Raw genomic sequence first — 18,114 nt, 5'->3', positions numbered from 1 at the left:
AGGACGAACGAGATCCCTTGTAGGAGCCGGCTTGCCGGCGAAGGCGTCGGCACTGGCGATGCAAGGCTCAGGATTGCCTTCGCCGGCAAGCCGGCTCCTACAGGGGGGATGGGGTTACTCGGTATCGTGGCCTTTACGCCGATACGGAAACACATCGATCACCTTCCCTGCCCGAATCGCCTCCTGCAGGCTTTTCCAGTAGTCAGCGTTGTACAACTCGCCATGCAACTGATCGAACAACTTGCGCTGCCCCGAATCGGCAAACAAAAACGGCGGGAATTCCTCGGGGAACACATCCAGCGGTCCGATCGAATACCACGGCTCGGACGCCATTTCATCTTCCGGCGTACGCGGTTGCGGGATGTGGCGGAAGTTGGCCTCGGTCAGGAAGCAGATCTCGTCATAGTCGTAGAACACCACCCGTCCGTGACGGGTAACGCCGAAGTTCTTCAGCAGCATGTCACCGGGAAAGATGTTCGCCGCCGCCAGTTGCTTGATCGCCAGGCCGTAATCCTCCAGTGCCTCGCGCACCTGCGCGTCGTTGGCGTTTTCCAGGTACAGGTTCAGCGGGGTCATCCGCCGTTCGGTCCAGCAGTGGCGGATCAGCACCGTGTCGCCTTCCACCGACACCGTGGACGGCGCGACGTCCAGCAGTTCTTCCAGGCACGCCGGGTCGAACTTGCTCAGCGGGAAGCGGAAATCGGCGAACTCCTGGGTGTCGGCCATGCGCCCGACGCGGTCGACGCTTTTTACCAGCCGGTACTTCTCGATCACAGTCGCGCGGTCGACGTTTTTTGACGGGGAGAAGCGGTCCTTGATGATTTTGAACACGGTGTTGAACCCCGGCAGGGTGAACACGCTCATGACCATGCCGCGCACGCCGGGGGCCATGATGAACTGGTCGTCGGTGTTGGCCAGGTGGTTGATCAACGCCCGATAAAACTCGGACTTGCCATGCTTGTAGAAACCGATCGAAGTGTACAGCTCGGCGATGTGCTTGCCCGGCAGGATGCGCTTGAGGAAACCGATGAACTCTGCCGGCACCGGCACATCGACCATGAAATAGGAACGGGTGAACGAGAAGATGATCGACACGTCCGCTTCGTCGGTGATCAGCGCGTCGATCTGGATACCGCGCCCCTCCAGGTGCAGCAGCGGGATCGCCAGCGGCCATTGCTCATCGGCGGTGTAGATGCGCCCCACCAGGTAGGCGCCCTTGTTGCGGTAGAGCACCGAGGAAAACAGTTCGACGCCAAGCTCCGGGTCCTTGCACACCCAGTCCGGCAGGTTCTCGCGCAGTTGCGCTTCAAGGCGGCGCAGGTCGCCGGGCAGGTCGGCGTATTCCTCGCTGAAGCGATAGTCGGCAAAGATGCTCGCCAGCATGCCCGCCAACTGGCCCTGGGGTTTGTAGGTGCGGGTTTGCGCAGCGCGGGCCCGGCGCAGGCTCGGCCGCGTGGTGTGGATGAACATGCAGCCGTCGCTGATCAGGTCATGGCTGAACAGCCCGCAGAAAATCGAGTTGTACCAGGTCTCGGACAATTCATCGTCGAAACGCAGGTCGATCAGGCTGATGTAGGCACTCTTGACCAGCGGCCAGCAACTGACGTCCAGGGTGTCACTGTCGAACGCGATGCGCAGCCGTTCCACGGTTTCGCTGACTTTTTCTTCGTAGAGATTGATCCGCGCGGCCGACGCGACCTGCGTCTCCTGCCACTGGGCCTGCTCGAAGCGGGCCCGCGCACCGTCGGTGATCTGCCGGAAATGCTCGCGGTAATCGTCAAAGCCATCGAGGATCATTCGGGCGATATCGGCGGCTGGCCATTGCTGCGGCATGGTGAGACCTCTGCGGGAATTCGTGAGCCCTGAGCTTAGCCAGTGAAGCGGGTGCAGGAGAAGCGTAATTTTGCGCCCGGGTTATTTGCCGGTTTTTCGGTTGCCATCGATCAGCCGCTCGGCAACACTCTCGTCCCCATAAAGGAAGGAGAGCAGCGTGAACCCCGTCGATATTGTCCGTTTACTGTCACTGGCGGCCATCTGGGGTGCGAGCTTTCTGTTCATGCGCATCATCGCCCCGGTGATTGGTACCATCCCCACGGCCTTTTTCCGCGTGTCGATTGCCGCTACCGGCCTGTTGCTGATCCTCGGGCTGATGCGCATCAGTTGGGATTTCAAAGGCAAACTCAAGACCGTGATGCTGCTCGGGGTGATCAACTCGGGGATTCCGGCCACCCTGTATTCCGTAGCCGCCCAGGTGCTGCCGGCTGGGTACTCGGCCATTTTCAACGCCACCACACCGCTGATGGGCGTGTTGATCGGCGGCCTGTTCTTCCATGAGCGACTCACCGGCGCCAAGCTCGGCGGGGTATTTCTCGGCTTGTTCGGCGTTGGCGTGCTGACGCGCGCGGGCCCGGTGGCATTCGATATGCAATTGCTGATGGGCGCCCTCGCCTGCCTGCTCGCCACCACCTGTTATGGCTTTGCCGGTTTTCTAGCACGCCGCTGGCTGGATCAGGCCGGTGGGCTCGACAGCCGTTTGTCTGCGCTGGGCAGCATGCTCGGGGCGACGTTGTTCCTGCTGCCGCTGTTCGGCTACAGCGTGATCAGCCAGCCGCCGGCGAGCTGGGGTGGCTGGGATGTCTGGTTGTCGTTGCTGGGATTGGGGCTGGTCTGTACTGCGCTGGCGTACATCGTTTACTTCCGCTTGCTCAGCTCGGTCGGGCCGGTGAGGTCGATGACCACGACCTTCCTGATCCCGCCATTCGGGGTGTTGTGGGGCGCACTGTTGCTGGGTGAGCCGTTGTCGATGGCGCATGTGTATGGCGGGGTGTTGATTGCGGCGGCGTTGTGGCTGGTGTTGAAGCCTGCGGTGAAGGCAATTGAGGTGGGAGCCAGGTAATTTGTGGTGAGCTTGATGACGCCTTCGCTGGCAAGCCAGCTCCTACAGGTTTCGAGCACGCCGCAAAACCTGTAGGAGCTGGCTTGCCAGCGATAGCGGTCATCCAGACACTACAAGGTTGACTGACTCACCTCCCCATCCACCAACCGCCGAATCCCCAGCGGATTGGCGTTCTGCAACGCCTCGGGCAACAACGCATCCGGGTAATTCTGGAAGCACACCGGGCGCAGGAAGCGATCGATCGCCAACGTCCCCACCGAGGTCCCGCGCGAATCGGACGTTGCCGGATAAGGCCCGCCATGCACCATCGCCTCGCACACCTCGACCCCGGTCGGATAACCATTGAGCAAAATCCGCCCGACCTTTTCCTGCAACATCTCCGCCAGCCAGCGGTACTCCAGCAGCTCATCCGCCTCGCCAATCAAGGTCGCGGTCAGTTGCCCGCGCAACCCCTGCAGCGCCTGCGCCAACTGCGCACGGCTCTCGACTTCCACGACGATGGTGGTCGGCCCGAACACTTCTTCCTGAAGCAGTTCATCACCCTTGAGCAACAGGCTGACATCGGCCTTGAACACTTGCGGCTGCGCCTGACTGCCCTGCTGCGGCTTGCCCGCCAGATGGGTCAGCCCCGGATGTTCGTGCAGCTCGCCCAGGCCTCGGCTGTAACTGGCCAGCGCGCCAGCATTGAGCATGGTTTGCGCAGGTTGCTGGTTCATGCTCGCGCAAAAGGTTTCGAGAAAGGTGCTGAACTGCGGCGAACGCAGGCCGATGACCAGGCCAGGGTTGGTGCAGAACTGGCCACAGCCCAGGGTCACTGAACCGGCAAGCTGCGCCGCGATCTGTTCACCCCGGACGGCCAGCGCCTCGGGCAGCAGGAACACCGGGTTGATGCTCGACATCTCGGCGAACACCGGGATCGGCTGTGGCCGGGTCGCGGCCATGTGACTCAGGGCATTGCCGCCCTTGAGCGAGCCGGTGAAACCCACGGCCTGGATCGCCGGGTGCTTGACCAGCCACTCACCGACGCCACCGCCGTAGATCATGTTGAACACCCCCGCGGGCATTTCCGTGCGCTCGGCGGCGCGGATGATTGCGTCCGCCACCCACTCGGCGGTTGCCATGTGCCCGCTGTGGGCCTTGAACACCACCGGGCATCCGGCGGCCAGGGCCGAGGCGGTATCGCCACCGGCGGTGGAGAATGCCAACGGAAAGTTGCTGGCGCCGAACACCGCCACCGGGCCCAGGGCGATGCGGTATTGACGCAGGTCCGGGCGTGGCAATGGCTGGCGATCCGGCAACGCCCGGTCGATGCGCGCACCGTAGAAATCACCGCGACGCAGGACCTTGGCGAACAGGCGCAACTGGCCGCTGGTGCGAGCGCGTTCACCCTGGATACGCCCGGCCGGTAATGCGGTTTCGCGGCACACGGTGGCGACGAAGTCATCGCCCAGGGCATCGATTTCATCGGCGATGGCATCGAGGAAGGTCGCGCGCTTTTCTGCACTGAGATTACGGTAGATCGGGTACGCCGCGGCGGCGGCTTTGGCGGCGGCATCCACCTCGGCTTCGGATGCCTGGAAGAAGGTGCCGGGCAAAGGCTCACCGGTGGTCGCGTCGAGGCTTTGCAGGTGCAAGTTGCCGTTGGCGCTGCGGCGGCCGCCGATGTAGTTGTGTCCAAGTATCGTGGTCATTGCGGATTCCTTGATCGATTACAGACCTGTAGGAGCCGGCTTGCCGGCGAAGGCCATGGCACGGCAAACATCAACGTCGCGTGAAAAATCGCTTTCGCCGGCAAGCCGGCTCCTACAGGGGTTAAAGCGTGCGCACCTGACCGATTGCCAACGGCTGGGCACTTTCACCGATGCCGTTCACCAGCGGCGCTCCGAACTCATCGAGGCTGATCTGGAAGCGGTCCCCCGGCTGGGTCTTGATGCCATCGGCAAACGACAGCGTGGCGGTGCCGAAGTAGTGCACGTGCACATCACCGGGACGCAGGAACTGCGCGTACTTGAAGTGGTGGAATTCGAGGTTGGCCAGGCTGTGGCACATGTTGTCTTCGCCGCTGAGAAACTCCTTTTCCCAGATCGTCTTGCCATCGCGCTTGATGCGGCTGGTGCCCTCCAGGTGCCTGGGCAATTCGCCGACGCGCAGCTCCGGGCCATAGGAGCAGCAGCGCAGTTTCGAATGGGCGAGGTACAGGTAGTTGCGCCGCTCCATGACATGGTCGGAGAACTCATTGCCCAGGGCATAACCGACGCGATACGGCAGGCCGTCGTCGCCGATCACGTAGAGCCCGGTCAGCTCCGGCTCTTCGCCGGCGTCTTCGGCAAAGGGCGGCACCGGGAAGTCCGCGCCGGGACGCACGACGATGCTGCCGTCGCCCTTGTAGAACCATTCCGGCTGCGCACCGACCTGCCCGGCCGCGGGCTTGCCGCCCTCCAGGCCCCATTTGAAAATGCGCATGGTGTCGGTCATGGCGGTTTCGACGGCACCTTCCTGCTGGTGCATCTTGTCCCGCGCCGAGGCGCTGCCCAGGTGGGTCAGGCCGGTGCCGCTGATCAGGCAGTGGGCCGGGTCCTCGTGGTCCAGCGGTGGCAGCACCTGGCGCTGCTGCAACAGCTGGGCGTAGTCCGGGCCCGGTTCGGTGCCGCGCAGGGCGACTTCTTCCTGCAGGCTGCGTTGGCCGCGGATCGCCGCGAGTGCCAGTTCACGGGTGCTGCGGGTGCCTTTAAGCACCTGGACCTGTGCCCCGTCGACCAGCCCGACCTGGCGTTCCCCGGCAGTGTTTTCAAATTGAATCAGGCGCATGTCGCCTCCGCAAAGTCATGGACGGCGCCGCCGGATGACGGCGCCTCAAGGTCACTCGATGATGTTGAAGTCGCTCAAATACTCATCGGAGATTTCCAGGCCCAGGCCCGGCTTGTCGTCGTCGAGTTGGATGTAGCCGTTGACTGGTTGCGGTTCGCCCTTGAATACGTAGTAGAAGAGTTCGTTGCCGACTTCGACGTCGAACACCGGGAAGAACTCGGCCATGGGCGACGCCGTGGTGGACATGGTCAGGTGGTAGTTGTGCATCTGCCCGGCGTGGGGGATCACCGGCACCGACCAGGCCTCGGCCATGGCGTTGATCTTGCGCGCGGCGGTGATGCCGCCGACGCGGTTGGTGTCGTACTGGATCACGTCGATCGCACGGCGTTCCAGCAGGTCCTTGAAGCCGTACGAGGTGAACTCGTGCTCGCCGCCGGAGATCGGCATGATGCCCATTTTTTTCAGCTCGATGTAGCCCTCGATGTCGTCGGCGATCACCGGTTCTTCCAGCCAGCGCGGCTCGAACTCGGCCAGTTTGGGCAACATGCGGCGGGCGTATTCCAGGGTCCAGCCCATGTAGCATTCGAGCATGATGTCGACGTCGGGGCCGGCCAGGTTACGCAGGGCGCGCACTTGTTCGATGTTCTTGCGCATGCCCGCCGGACCGTCTTTCGGGCCGTAGCCGAAGCGCATTTTCAGCGCGGTGAAGCCCTGGTTCAGATAGCCCTGGGCCTCTTCGAGGAACAGGTCGAGGTTGTCGTTGGCGTAGAGCTTGGAGGCGTAGGTCCAGATCTTTTCCTTGGTGCGGCCGCCGAGCAGTTTGAACACCGGCTTGTTGACCGCCTTGCCCATGATGTCCCAGATGGCGATGTCGATCGCCGAGATGGCCGCCATGCCGATGCCTTTGCGGCCCCATGCGTGGCTCTGGCGGTACATTTTCTGCCAGATGTATTCGTTGTCGAACGGGTCTTCGCCAATCGCGATGGGTGCCAGGTAGGTGTCGATGATTTCCTTGGCCACACGAGGCGCCAGGGCGCAGTTGCCGATGCCGACAAGACCGGTGTCGGTCTCGACTTCCACCACCAGCCAGCCGTGGAAACGGAACGAGCCCATGGCGTCGCCGCGCTCGAACAGGATGTCGCTGGCGTTGGTGCAGAAGTGCGCTTGAGGTGGGACGACTTTGCCTTTCCACTCGAATACGCGGGTACGGATCGCTTTGATTTTCATGAATACGGTTTCCTTGCGCTGCCGGCTTCTTGTCATTGTTGTGTCGCTGCGTGGAGCCGCTCGGTTGGCGGTTCCAGGCATTCGATGGAGCGACTGTAGCCAGCGCCCGAGGGTGCGGATAATCACTTATGCGTATCCGGCGATAACCTGGGGTGATAGGAAAAAGCAGTAATCCCCTAGATCGAGTTATCGGGGCAATACATAAAACTGTAGGAGCTGGCTTGCCAGCGAAAGCGGCCCGACAGGCACCTCAGGGGTGTCTGTCAGGCCGTCTTCGCTGGCAAGCCAGCTCCTACAGGGGTATTGCGTGTTTTTGAAAATCAGTAGCTGTTGCCACCCATCCGGCAGGCAATCTCGAACGCCTGGCGAGTCGCGCCGACGTTGGCCTTGCCCTGCCCCGCGATATCGAACGCGGTGCCGTGGGCCGGCGTGGTGATCGGGATGGGCAGGCCGCCCTGGACCGTGACACCACGGGAGAAGCCCATCAACTTGATCGCGATCTGCCCCTGGTCGTGGTACATCGTCACCACCGCGTCAAAGGCGCTGGCATCACCCTGGACCTTGAGAAAAATCGTGTCCCCCGGATACGGCCCTTCCGCCGCGATCCCCAGTGCCTGGGCCGAACGCACGGCCGGGCCGATGATGTCCAGCTCTTCGCGACCGAACGAGCCGTTGTCGCCGTTGTGCGGGTTCAATCCACAGACGCCGATGCGCGGTTTTTCCAGGCCGTTGCGCTTGAGCGCGGTGTCGATCAGTTGAATCGCTTCCACCACCCGCGCCTGGCTAAGCAGGCCCGGGACTTCAGCCAACGCCACGTGGGAGGTCACACGGGAAGTCCACAGATTGTCGAGCACGTTGAATTCACAGAACGGCCCGTGGAAATCCAGCAGCTCGGCGAACCAGTGCAACTCATCGTTGTGGGCCATGCCGGCCATGTGCAACGAAGTCTTGTTCAGCGGCCCGAACAATATCGCGTCGGTGGTCCCGGCCTCGGTCAGGCGCAGGGCGACTTCCAGGGTGTCGAGGCTGTAGCGACCACCAATGACACTGGACTCGCTGCGCGGGAATTCACCGACAGTGTCGCCGCGAAAATCGTAGAACAGCGGCGTGTCGTCCATGAATGACAGCTGCTCCAGCGACTCCACCCGGCGATAGGGAAACTCCAGCCCGGCGATGCGCATGCCTCGCCGCATTTCCGCTTCGTCGGCAATCAGGATCACATTCGCCTGGCTGCGTACATCGGGCTCTCCGAGCAAGCGTGCGATCAGTTCCGGACCGATGCCCGCGGGGTCGCCCAGGACCATCGCGATGGTTGTCTTGTTCATGCTTCACTCCTCAAGGATTCAGGCCGCGCCCGGTCAATGGCGCAAGGTTCGCAGCGGTAGATGCGCTGCGCGTTGCTGTAGAACAGTCGCTCCTGATCGGCCACTGGCAGATCGGCGACGATGGATTTGAAACCGCTGTAGATGTCGTTGAACGAGCCACACAGGCTGTCCACCGGAAAGTTACTGGCGAACATCGCCCGCTTGGTGCCGAACATCGCGATGATTTCGCGCACGATCCAGGCGTTGTCGATGGCGCGCCACGCCCGGCCCGCCTGGCCCAGGCCGGAAATCTTGACCTGCACGTTGGGCCACTGCGCCAGCCGCGCCATCGCGGCGCGCCAACCGGCCAGGCCTTCAGCGCTGCGGTCGCTGGGCAAGCCGGCGTGGTTGAGAATCAGGGTGATACCGGGGAAATCCCGGGCCAGTCGCTCAGCTTCGGGCAAGTTCCACCAGGGGGTTTGCAGATCGAAGTGCAGGCCCAAGCCCTCCAGCGCGGCATAACCGCGCCGCCAGTGCTCGTCGCTCATCAGGCTGCGCACCCGGCCGAACTGCGCGGGTGACGTCGGTCCGCCGGGCTTATGCCGCACGCTGCGCACGCACTTGTGACTGGCCTGCTCGCGCAGCACGGCAATGGCGTCCGGGTGGTCGAGCCAGGCTTGCGCGACGATCGCATTCGGCACGCCGTAGCGGGCGGCCAGTTGCTCGATGAAACGGGTTTCGCCAATCGGGTCCTGCGGGTTCCATTCGGTCTCGACATACACCGTTTGCACGACTCGCTGGTCGCCGGCATCGGCGAAGTAATCGTCGGGCAAATAACGGCGCTTGATCGCGGAGTAATCGCCGTAGCGAAACGGGATGTTCGCCTCCGGCGCCAACCACGGATGGTCGTTGATCGTTGGGTCCCAGAAGTGATGATGGGCATCGATGATGGGACCGTTCCACAGTTCACCCATGGCGCACCTCGTCGAGACTGATGAACAACGTAGCCAGCACAAACACTGCCGAGCACACCGCGAAGAATCCCGGCACCGGGGCAAATCCACTGCTCATTTGCATAATCACACCGCACTGGTGACGAGCCATTGCGCGTCCCTCAATTTTTATTGTTGTACAGTTGCAGACATTAACCTGTGCCGCGTTTTTCACGGTGTTGATGAGCACTATCGAAGGCCCGGTGATAACCGTCTAATCAAAACTTGAAATCAGGCGATAGCTTCGGGTTATGGCACGCCGTGCTTTCAACGATCTTTCAATGTTGGACCTTTCTTTTCTGTAGGAGCGAGCTTGCTCGCGATGATCGTCAACGAAAACGCGTGTTTCCTGAATTAGCGCAGCGCTCGTGAGTCCATCGCGAGCAAGCTTGCTCCTACAGAAGTCCTGCTTCGTTTGACTAGCTATAACCCCAGGCTATCGGTGTATGTATTGTTTTGACTAGACGCGGGGGCTGCCTCTTCCCACACTCACTCCAGGCTTGCGGCTTTACCGCTCAAACAAGTCGCTCATAACAATTACAAAAACACAGAAACGAGGCCCTCCCATGCGAAATGCATTCGTCCGTCGCACTTCCCGTCTGTTTCTTGGCTGCACCCTGATCGCCGCCGGCGCCCTTCCCGCGCTCGCTCAAGCCGCCTGGCAGCCGGACAAGAACGTCGAAATCGTCGTTGCCGGTGGCCCCGGTGGCGGTACCGACCAACTCGGTCGCCTGATCCAGTCGATCATCACCACGCATAAACTGCTCGACGTTAATACCATCGTCCTGAACAAGGGTGGCGGCAACGGCGCCGAGGCTTTCCTCGACATGAAAATGAACAAGGGCGATGCCGAGAAGCTGGTGATCGGCACCAACAACATCTACCTGTTGCCGCTGGTGTCCAAGCTCGGCTACCAATGGCAGGAGCTGACGCCGATTGCCGCCGTGGCCGAGGATGACTTCATTCTCTGGAGCTACAAAGGCGCACCGTGGAAGGATGCGAAAAGCTTCTACGAAGCGGTCAAGGCCGACCCGTCGAAACTGCGCATGGGTGGCAGCCAGTCCAAGGATGTCGACCAGACCCTGACCCTGCTGCTGAACCAGACCACCAACAGTAAACTGGTGTACATCCCGTTCAAGAGCGGTAGCGAGGCCGCGACCCAGCTGGCCGGCAAGCACATCGCCGCCAACGTCAACAACCCCAGCGAAAGCATCAGCCAATGGCGCGGCGATCAGGTCGAACCGCTCTGCGTGTTCAGTAAGGAGCGCATGGCCTACACCGAAAAAGTCGCCGGCGACAAATCCTGGGCCGACGTACCGACCTGCCACGAACAAGGCCTGGGCATCGATCAATACCGCTTCCCGCGCACCGTGTTCATGCCTGGCGACATTTCCGCCGAGCAACGCGCGTTCTATGTCGAGCTGATGCGCAAGGTCACCGAAACCCCGGAGTTCAAGGCCTACGTCAAGCAGAACGCGCTGGTGCCGACCTTCCTCGAGGGCGAGCCGCTGACCGCCTACATCGAAAAAGACACCGCCCGCGTCACCCCGGTCTTCAAGGAAGCCGGCTGGCTGAAAAACTAAGTTGTCACGGCCGCTCGCCTGCGGGCGGTCGTCATCTGCTGGAGGTGTCTTCATGTCCCATTCTTCGGATTCACCCGCGCTGGTCGGCACCCGTTGGGTCGAGCTCGGCCTGACCCTCTTCACGGCGCTGATCGGCGTGGTGGTGATGTTCGGCAGTGTCGAACAGGGTATCGGCTGGGGCGATGCCGGCCCCGAGCCGGGTTACTTCCCCTTCTACATCGGCCTGATGCTGAGCGCCGCGAGCGTGGCCAACTTTGTGCTGACCCTGGTGCGCTGGCAAGCGCTGAGCGTTGCATTCGTCAGTCGCAGTGCGTTCAGGCAAGTGCTGTCGGTGTTCATCCCGATTGCACTGTTCGTCGCGGCCATGCCACTGACCGGCATCTATGTCGCCTCGGCGTGCTTCATCGCCTGGTTCATGTGGCGTGACAAGGACCGCGCCAAGCCTTACGGCAAACTGATGATTGCCTGTATATCCCTCGGCGCGGTACTCGCCAGTTACCTGATTTTCGCGCTGTGGTTCAAGGTCCCGCTGGATGCCGGCCCGTTGGGCGACTGGATTGCCCTGGCCGGGAGAAACTTCAAATGAGCGAATTCGATTCCCTGTTGCAAGGCATGAACCTGATCCTGACCCCAGGCCACATCGGCCTGATGGTGATCGGCGTGCTGCTGGGCATCCTGGTCGGCGTGTTGCCCGGCCTCGGCGCCCCCAATGGCGTGGCACTGTTGCTGCCGCTGACCTTCACCATGTCGCCGGTGTCGGCGATCATCCTGCTGTCGTGCATGTACTGGGGTGCGCTGTTTGGCGGCTCGATCACTTCGATCCTGTTCAATATTCCCGGTGAGCCCTCATCGGTGGCGACGACGTTCGACGGCTACCCGATGGCCCGCGAAGGCCGTGCCGCCGAAGCCCTGACCGCCGCGTTCAGTTCGGCGTTGCTGGGTGCACTGGCGGGAGTGTTGCTGCTGACCTTCCTCTCGACGAAGATTGCCGCCTTCGCCATGTCGTTCAGTTCGCCGGAGTTCTTCGCGGTGTACCTGTTGGCGTTCTGCACCTTCATCGGCATGAGCAAGAACCCGCCGCTGAAAACCGTGGTGGCGATGATGATCGGTTTCGCCATGGCGGCGGTCGGCATGGACACCGTGTCCGGCAACCTGCGGTTGACGTTCGATCAGCCGACCCTGATGACCGGCATCAGTTTCGAAGTGGCGGTGATCGGCCTGTTCGGTATCGGCGAAATCCTCTGCACCGTGGAGGAAGGCCTGGTGTTCCGTGGCGAACACGCGCGCATCACGCCGATGGTGATTTTGCGCACCTGGGCCAAGTTGCCGCGCTACTGGTGGACCATTGTGCGCAGCACCCTGGTCGGTTGCTGGATGGGCATTACCCCGGGCGGGCCGACCGCCGCTTCGTTCATGAGCTATAGCCTGGCGCGGCGTTTCTCGAAGAACCGCGACAACTTCGGCAAGGGTGAACTCGAAGGCGTGATCGCTCCGGAAACCGCCGACCACGCCGCCGGCACCAGCGCCTTGCTGCCGATGCTGACCCTGGGTATTCCCGGTTCCGCCACCGCAGCGGTGATGCTCGGCGGCTTGATGATCTGGGGCCTGCACCCTGGGCCAACCCTGTTCGTCGAGCAGCATGACTTTGTCTGGGGCCTGATCGCGAGCATGTACCTGGGCAACGTGGTGAGCCTGATCGTGGTGTTGGCCACCGTGCCGCTGTTCGCCTCGATCCTGCGCATTCCGTTCTCGATCATCGCGCCGATCATCATCATGGTCTGCGCCATCGGTGCCTACTCGGTACACAACTCGTTCTTCGACGTGGTGCTGATGCTCGGTTTCGGCGCGTTGGGTTATCTGTTCAAGAAACTCGGCTATCCGATTGCGCCACTGGTACTGGCGGCGGTATTGGGTGACAAGGCCGAAGATGCGTTCCGTCAGTCGATGCTGTTCTCTGACGGGCACCTGGGGATCTTCTGGTCCAACCCATTGGTCGGCAGCCTGACCACGGCGGCGCTGCTGATGCTGTTCTGGCCGCTGATTTCCAAGGCCCTGGCAGCCCTGATGGGCTTTCGTAAACCCCAGGTCGCCAAGCCAAAATCGGTGCTGTGACACAGCAATGCTGGCAACGCCTGACATTTGTTGTCAGGCTTGCCGCAGTCCTGATTGCGAGTGCGGCCCATGTCCCGAATTCCTGATGCCAATGTAATCCACAGTCGACTGCGGCTGCGCCAGCTGCGGCTGATGCTCGCGCTGGAGGAATTCGGTTCGTTGCGCCGCGCCGCCGACCACATCGGCATGACCCAACCGGCAGCGACCAAGATGCTGCACGAAGCCGAGGACCTGCTCGGCGTCGAGCTGTTTGAACGGCTGCCTCGGGGCATGCGCTCGACCCCGTTCGGTGAAACCGTCATCTACTACGCACGCATGGTCTTCGCCGAGCTCAGCGGCATGCGCGAAGAACTGGTGGCGCTGCAATCGGGCAACCTGGGTCGGGTCGCCGTTGGCGCGATTCCGGCGCTGGCTTCCGGGCTGTTGACCCGCACCATCGCGACCTTGAAGCAAAGCCATCCACGCTTGTCCATGAGCATCCAGGTCGACACCAGCGACGTGCTGGTACAGGCGCTGTTGCAGGATCAACTGGACATCGTTTTAGGAAGGATTCCGCCCGGAGCACGGGCCGAAGAACTGCTGTTCGACAGCCTGGGCGAAGAAGCCCTGTGCGTGATTGCCGGTGCGCAAAATCCGCTGGCGCAGGAGAAGCAACTGGGTTGGGCAGAATTGCAGAACATGACCTGGGTGCTGCAACAGCAGCCAAGCCCGATGCGCGCGATCATCAATCAGGTGTTCCACAATGCGCGGGTCGACATTCCCAGCAGCATCGTCGAAACCACCTCGATCATGACCCTGCTCTCGTTGATCCAGCAGACCGATATGCTCGGTGTCACACCGGTGTCGGTGGTCGAGGATTATCCCGGTCGAGACCTGCTGGCGGTGTTGCCGATCAAATTCGAAGCACGACTGCCACCCTACGGCTTGATCACCCGCCGCCATCGCATTCAGTCCTCGGCGATGCAGGCATTCATGAACTCGGTGCGGGCCGAGCATGCGCTGAGCAAATGAAAAGGCCCCTGTAGGAGCTGCCGGAGGCTGCGATCTTTTGATCTTGCTTTTAAAAGGTCAAAAGATCGCAGCCTCGTTGCACTCGGCAGCTCCTACAGGGAAATGCGTTTACGCGGTTTTACGGAACACGAACACCAGGCCAACGATAATCAGCACCATGCCGAGGATACTCAACAGCGCCAGACGATTGCCGAAAATCAGGTAATCCATCACGGCCGTCACGGCCGGCACCAGATAGAACAGGCTGGTGACATTCACCAGGTCGCCCCGGGCGATCAAGCGGTACAGCAACAGGGTCGCCAGCACCGACACCACCAGCCCCATCCACAACACCGGCACGATGAAACCGCTGCCATGTTCGAAATGAAACGGCTGGAACGGCACGAATATCCCGCAGAGCAACAACCCGGCCAGGTACTGCACCGGGAGCGTGCCGAGGGGATTATCGGTGATGCGTTTTTGCATGATCGAACCGAAGGTCATACTTGCCAGCGCCAGCAGGCCGAAGAGCATCCCGGCCAGCGACATGCCGGCCAGGCCGATGCCCTGATAGACCACCATGATCAACCCGGCCAGGCCCATCGACAGGCCGAACATGCGGCTGGCCGAGCGCTGGCGCTCCATGAGCACCACCGTGAGAATCGGTTGCACGCCCATGATGGTCGCCATTACACCGGGCGTGACCTTTAGGTCGAGCGCCAGCAGATAAAAAATCTGATACGCCCCCAGCAACACCACACCAGTCGCCATCGCATACAACATCGGCCTGCCGCCCTTGGGCAACTTCAGCTTCAGCAGCGGCATCAGCAACACCAGGCCGCACAACGCGATGACGAAGCGAATCAACAGAAAGGCAAAGGGTGATGCGTGGGCCAGCCCCCACTTGGAGAAGATCGCCCCGCTGCTCCACAGCAGAACGAACAGGCTCGTGGAAGCCGCCGCGAGCGCGGACTTTTTCGAAAGGACAAACATGAATACCACCTGTAGTCAGGCAAGAAGCCAATTCAGCCGAAGCTGAAATCCAGTAGTTTTTTCAAGCGGGCGCGTTTCGGAGAGGGTCAGCAGAACAATGCTGATCAGCCCGAAATGCCAACACCCGGCGGTGATACGACTGCGTACACCGGCGTGCTACGGACAGGTGGGGGGTAATGACTGATCTGCACAGGCTGCTGGTTCCCGCACGGCACGACGCCAGCGTTGACCGCTGAATCGACTACCGCGTTGATGAGGGTTGCAGGCATTGGGCTGATCTTTTTCGAAAAGTTGAAAAGCAGGTCATGCAGACCTGCTTGAGCTGACTATAACCAGAGGTGTGGCAGGCATCAACTCTCTTGCAAAAGACGGTTGAGGTATTGGCCATAACCATTTTTTGCCAATGGCGCCGCCAGTTTCTGCAGCTGATCGGCATCGATCCATTTCTGCCGGAAGGCAATCTCTTCAGGACAAGCGACTTTGAGGCCCTGGCGACGCTCGAGCGTGGCAATGAACTGGCTGGCATCGAGCAATGAGTCGTGGGTTCCGGTATCCAGCCAGGCGTAACCGCGGCCCATGATTTCTACCGACAGGTTGCCCTGTTCCAGGTAGAGACTGTTGATATCGGTAATCTCCAGCTCACCCCGCGCCGATGGCTTGATGCTCTTGGCCATCTCGACAACGTCGTTGTCATAGAAATACAGCCCGGTGACCGCAAAATTCGACTTGGGCTTGAGTGGCTTTTCTTCGAGGCTGATCGCCGTGCCCTGGCTGTCGAACTCGACCACGCCGTAACGCTCCGGGTCATTGACGTGATAGGCAAAGACACTCGCCCCCGCCTGACGCGCCATGGCACTTTGCAGAATATTGATGAAGTCGTGGCCGTGATAGATGTTGTCACCCAGGACCAGGGCGCTGGGGTCGTTGCCGATAAAGTCTTCGCCGATGATGAAGGCCTGTGCCAGGCCATCGGGCGAAGGCTGCACCGCATAGGCAATGTTCAGGCCCCAACGGGTGCCATCCCCCAGCAGCTGTTCGAAGCGTGGGGTGTCCTGTGGCGTGGAGATGATCAGGATATCGCGGATACCCGCCAGCATCAGGGTGCTCAGCGGGTAGTAGATCATCGGTTTGTCGTAGACCGGCAGCAGCTGCTTGGAAATGGACAATGTCGCCGGATGCAGTCGAGTACCAGAGCCGCCGGCAAGGATGATGCCTTTACGATTGAGCATATTCATTTCTCCAGTATTTCTGCGAGCATCCGTGTTACGCCGACTTTCCAGTCAGGCAAGCTCAGCGCAAAGGCCTTTTGCAGTTTATGCGTATCGAGTCGGGAATTGCATGGGCGTCGTGCCGGCGTCGGGTACGCCTCGGTGCCGATCGCGTCGACCATTGCCGGGCCAACCTTGAGCTTCATGCCTGCCCGCTCGGCGTGCTCGAGTACAAAACGAGCATAGCGACACCAGGTGGTTTCGCCAGCGGCTGCCAGATGGTAGATCCCGCTCAACTGCGGGTCGGCCAGCAGGCTACGGATGGCATGGGCGGTCACATCCGCGAGCAATTCGGCACCGGTTGGCGCGCCGAACTGATCGTCGATCACGGCCAGGCGTTCACGTTCCCGGGCCAGGCGCAGCATGGTCGTGGCAAAGTTGTTGCCCCGAGCGGAATACACCCAGCTGGTACGCAGGATCAGATGCGCACAGCCGCTGGCGGCGATCGCCTGTTCGCCGGCCAGCTTACTGGCCCCATAGACACTCAATGGCGCGACCGGATCCTGTTCCTGCCAGGGCGTATGGCCAAGCCCTGCGAACACATAATCGGTGGAGTAATGCACCAGCAAAGCCTTGAGCCGTAACGCCTCGCGAGCCAGCACCGCCGGTGCATCGGCATTGACCCGATGGGCCAGTTGCGATTCGCTTTCAGCCTTGTCGACCGCGGTGTAGGCCGCTGCGTTCACGATAACGTCAGGTGCGAAGCGCTGCACGGTGGCGGCCAGCCCTGGCAAATCCGTCAGATCGCCGCAGTACTCCTGGCTTGCGGAGTCCAGCGCCAACACCTCGCCAAGGGGCGCGAGACTGCGTTGCAGCTCCCAACCCACCTGGCCGTTCCTGCCGAGCAATAGCAGTTTCATGCATTGCGCCCGGCATAGTTTTTCTCGACCCATTCGCGGTAGGCGCCGGACTGGATATTGCGTACCCAATCCTGGTTGTCCAGGTACCACTGCACGGTTTTGCGAATGCCGGTCTCGAAGGTTTCCGCCGGTTTCCAGCCCAGTTCACGCTCAAGCTTGCGGGCATCGATGGCATAACGTCGATCGTGCCCGGGCCGATCGGTCACGTAGCTGATCTGTGCATGGTAGGGCTGGCCGTCGGCACGCGGACGCAGCTCATCGAGCAACGCGCAGACGGTGTGCACGATCTCGAGATTGGTTTTTTCGTTCCAGCCACCGACGTTGTAGACCTCACCCACGTTGCCGGCCTCCAACACGCGGCGGATGGCACTGCAGTGGTCCTTGACGTACAACCAGTCGCGAATCTGCTGGCCATCGCCATAGACCGGCAATGCCTGGCCGGACAGCGCGTTGACGATCATCAGCGGAATGAGCTTTTCCGGGAAGTGATACGGACCGTAGTTGTTCGAGCAGTTGGTGGTCAGTACCGGCAGGCCATAGGTGTGATGGTAGGCGCGCACCAGGTGGTCGCTGGCGGCTTTGCTGGCCGAGTAAGGGCTGTTGGGTTCATAGGGGTGGTTTTCGTTGAACGCCGCTTCGTCCTTGGCCAGTGAGCCGTAGACTTCGTCGGTGGACACATGCAGGAAGCGAAAGGCCTGCAGCGCATCGGGCGCCAGCCCCTTGGCGTAGGCGCGCACGGCTTCGAGCAAGCGGAAAGTGCCGACGATGTTGGTGTCGATGAAGGCCTGCGGCCCGTGGATGGAGCGGTCGACATGGGACTCGGCGGCAAAGTTGAGAATGGCACGGGGCTGGTGCTCTTCGAGCAAGCGCTCGACCAGGGCACTGTCACCGATATCGCCCTGCACGAATATATGCCGGGTATTGCCCGACAGGCTGCTGAGGTTATCCAGGTTGCCGGCATAGGTCAGCTTGTCCAGGTTGACTACGGTTTCATCGGAGTGAGCCAGCCAATCCAATACGAAATTTGCCCCAATGAAGCCTGCACCGCCAGTTACCAGGATGGTCATTGATTCAGACCTTT

At 61.3% G+C, this 18,114-nt stretch carries 15 protein-coding genes; 5 read left to right on the top strand and 10 right to left on the bottom strand.

Annotated elements, in window-relative coordinates:
• Positions 1 to 114: 114 nt before the first annotated feature.
• A complete protein-coding gene (aceK, locus tag SOP95_RS08210) occupies positions 115 to 1,833 on the bottom strand; it encodes a bifunctional isocitrate dehydrogenase kinase/phosphatase (RefSeq protein WP_323606771.1) in 1,719 nt (572 codons plus the stop codon).
• 157 nt (positions 1,834 to 1,990) lie between these two features.
• Between aceK and SOP95_RS08205 the strand changes: the two genes are divergently transcribed.
• The gene (locus SOP95_RS08205) at positions 1,991 to 2,896 is read left to right on the top strand and encodes a DMT family transporter (RefSeq protein WP_274073568.1); all 906 of its coding nucleotides are present in this window, start codon (positions 1,991 to 1,993) and stop codon (positions 2,894 to 2,896) included.
• Between the two features lie 110 nt (positions 2,897 to 3,006).
• On the opposite strand, the gene SOP95_RS08200 is transcribed toward SOP95_RS08205, so the two are convergent.
• The 5 genes from SOP95_RS08200 to SOP95_RS08180 all read right to left on the bottom strand — a co-directional run bounded on the left by SOP95_RS08200 (position 3,007) and on the right by SOP95_RS08180 (position 9,209).
• Positions 3,007 to 4,587 carry an aldehyde dehydrogenase (NADP(+)) gene (locus SOP95_RS08200; RefSeq protein ID WP_274073567.1) on the bottom strand — a complete coding sequence of 527 codons (1,581 nt, stop codon included), beginning with the start codon at positions 4,585 to 4,587 and terminating at the stop codon, positions 3,007 to 3,009.
• 121 nt (positions 4,588 to 4,708) lie between these two features.
• Complete coding sequence (gene araD1, locus SOP95_RS08195) at positions 4,709 to 5,704, bottom strand: AraD1 family protein (protein ID WP_274073566.1); 996 nt, start codon at positions 5,702 to 5,704, stop codon at positions 4,709 to 4,711.
• A 51-nt stretch (positions 5,705 to 5,755) separates the two neighbouring features.
• Positions 5,756 to 6,931 carry an L-rhamnonate dehydratase gene (locus tag SOP95_RS08190; protein WP_274073565.1) on the bottom strand — a complete coding sequence of 392 codons (1,176 nt, stop codon included), beginning with the start codon at positions 6,929 to 6,931 and terminating at the stop codon, positions 5,756 to 5,758.
• 320 nt (positions 6,932 to 7,251) lie between these two features.
• The gene (locus SOP95_RS08185) at positions 7,252 to 8,256 is read right to left on the bottom strand and encodes a 4-hydroxythreonine-4-phosphate dehydrogenase PdxA (protein WP_323606770.1); all 1,005 of its coding nucleotides are present in this window, start codon (positions 8,254 to 8,256) and stop codon (positions 7,252 to 7,254) included.
• Positions 8,253 to 9,209 (bottom strand): amidohydrolase family protein, encoded by a 957-nt coding sequence (locus SOP95_RS08180; RefSeq protein ID WP_323606769.1) that lies wholly within the window; start codon positions 9,207 to 9,209, stop codon positions 8,253 to 8,255. The genes SOP95_RS08185 and SOP95_RS08180 overlap by 4 nt, the downstream gene beginning before the upstream one ends.
• Positions 9,210 to 9,793: 584 nt before the next feature.
• Here SOP95_RS08180 and SOP95_RS08175 point away from each other — a divergent pair.
• The 4 genes from SOP95_RS08175 (at position 9,794) to SOP95_RS08160 (ending at position 13,933) form a co-directional block, all read left to right on the top strand.
• Positions 9,794 to 10,810, top strand: a complete 1,017-nt coding sequence (locus tag SOP95_RS08175; RefSeq protein WP_274073562.1) for a Bug family tripartite tricarboxylate transporter substrate binding protein — start codon at positions 9,794 to 9,796, stop codon at positions 10,808 to 10,810.
• Between the two features lie 52 nt (positions 10,811 to 10,862).
• Entirely contained in the window at positions 10,863 to 11,396 is a 534-nt protein-coding gene (locus SOP95_RS08170) for a tripartite tricarboxylate transporter TctB family protein (RefSeq protein ID WP_323606768.1), read from the top strand.
• Complete coding sequence (locus SOP95_RS08165) at positions 11,393 to 12,922, top strand: tripartite tricarboxylate transporter permease (protein ID WP_274073560.1); 1,530 nt, start codon at positions 11,393 to 11,395, stop codon at positions 12,920 to 12,922. The genes SOP95_RS08170 and SOP95_RS08165 overlap by 4 nt, the downstream gene beginning before the upstream one ends.
• A gap of 69 nt (positions 12,923 to 12,991) precedes the next feature.
• Positions 12,992 to 13,933: a LysR family transcriptional regulator gene (locus tag SOP95_RS08160; protein ID WP_274073559.1), complete on the top strand. Its 942-nt coding sequence runs from the start codon at positions 12,992 to 12,994 to the stop codon at positions 13,931 to 13,933.
• Between the two features lie 108 nt (positions 13,934 to 14,041).
• Here SOP95_RS08160 and SOP95_RS08155 read toward each other — a convergent pair whose 3' ends face one another.
• The 4 genes from SOP95_RS08155 to rfbB all read right to left on the bottom strand — a co-directional run bounded on the left by SOP95_RS08155 (position 14,042) and on the right by rfbB (position 18,100).
• Complete coding sequence (locus SOP95_RS08155; RefSeq protein WP_274073558.1) at positions 14,042 to 14,905, bottom strand: DMT family transporter; 864 nt, start codon at positions 14,903 to 14,905, stop codon at positions 14,042 to 14,044.
• Positions 14,906 to 15,255: 350 nt separating this feature from the next.
• Positions 15,256 to 16,134: a glucose-1-phosphate thymidylyltransferase RfbA gene (gene rfbA / locus SOP95_RS08150; RefSeq protein ID WP_274073557.1), complete on the bottom strand. Its 879-nt coding sequence runs from the start codon at positions 16,132 to 16,134 to the stop codon at positions 15,256 to 15,258.
• A gap of 2 nt (positions 16,135 to 16,136) precedes the next feature.
• Positions 16,137 to 17,033, bottom strand: a complete 897-nt coding sequence (rfbD, locus tag SOP95_RS08145) for a dTDP-4-dehydrorhamnose reductase (RefSeq protein WP_323606767.1) — start codon at positions 17,031 to 17,033, stop codon at positions 16,137 to 16,139.
• Positions 17,030 to 18,100 (bottom strand): dTDP-glucose 4,6-dehydratase, encoded by a 1,071-nt coding sequence (gene rfbB / locus SOP95_RS08140; RefSeq protein ID WP_274073555.1) that lies wholly within the window; start codon positions 18,098 to 18,100, stop codon positions 17,030 to 17,032. Before rfbB ends, rfbD begins: the two co-directional genes overlap by 4 nt.
• Positions 18,101 to 18,114: the final 14 nt, after the last annotated feature.

It is taken from the genome of Pseudomonas sp. YuFO8, assembly GCF_035065025.1.
Classification (GTDB): domain Bacteria; phylum Pseudomonadota; class Gammaproteobacteria; order Pseudomonadales; family Pseudomonadaceae; genus Aquipseudomonas; species Aquipseudomonas putida_AE.
The sequence above is the reverse complement of the archived record's forward strand: the minus strand, read 5'-3'. Positions and strand labels throughout refer to the sequence as shown.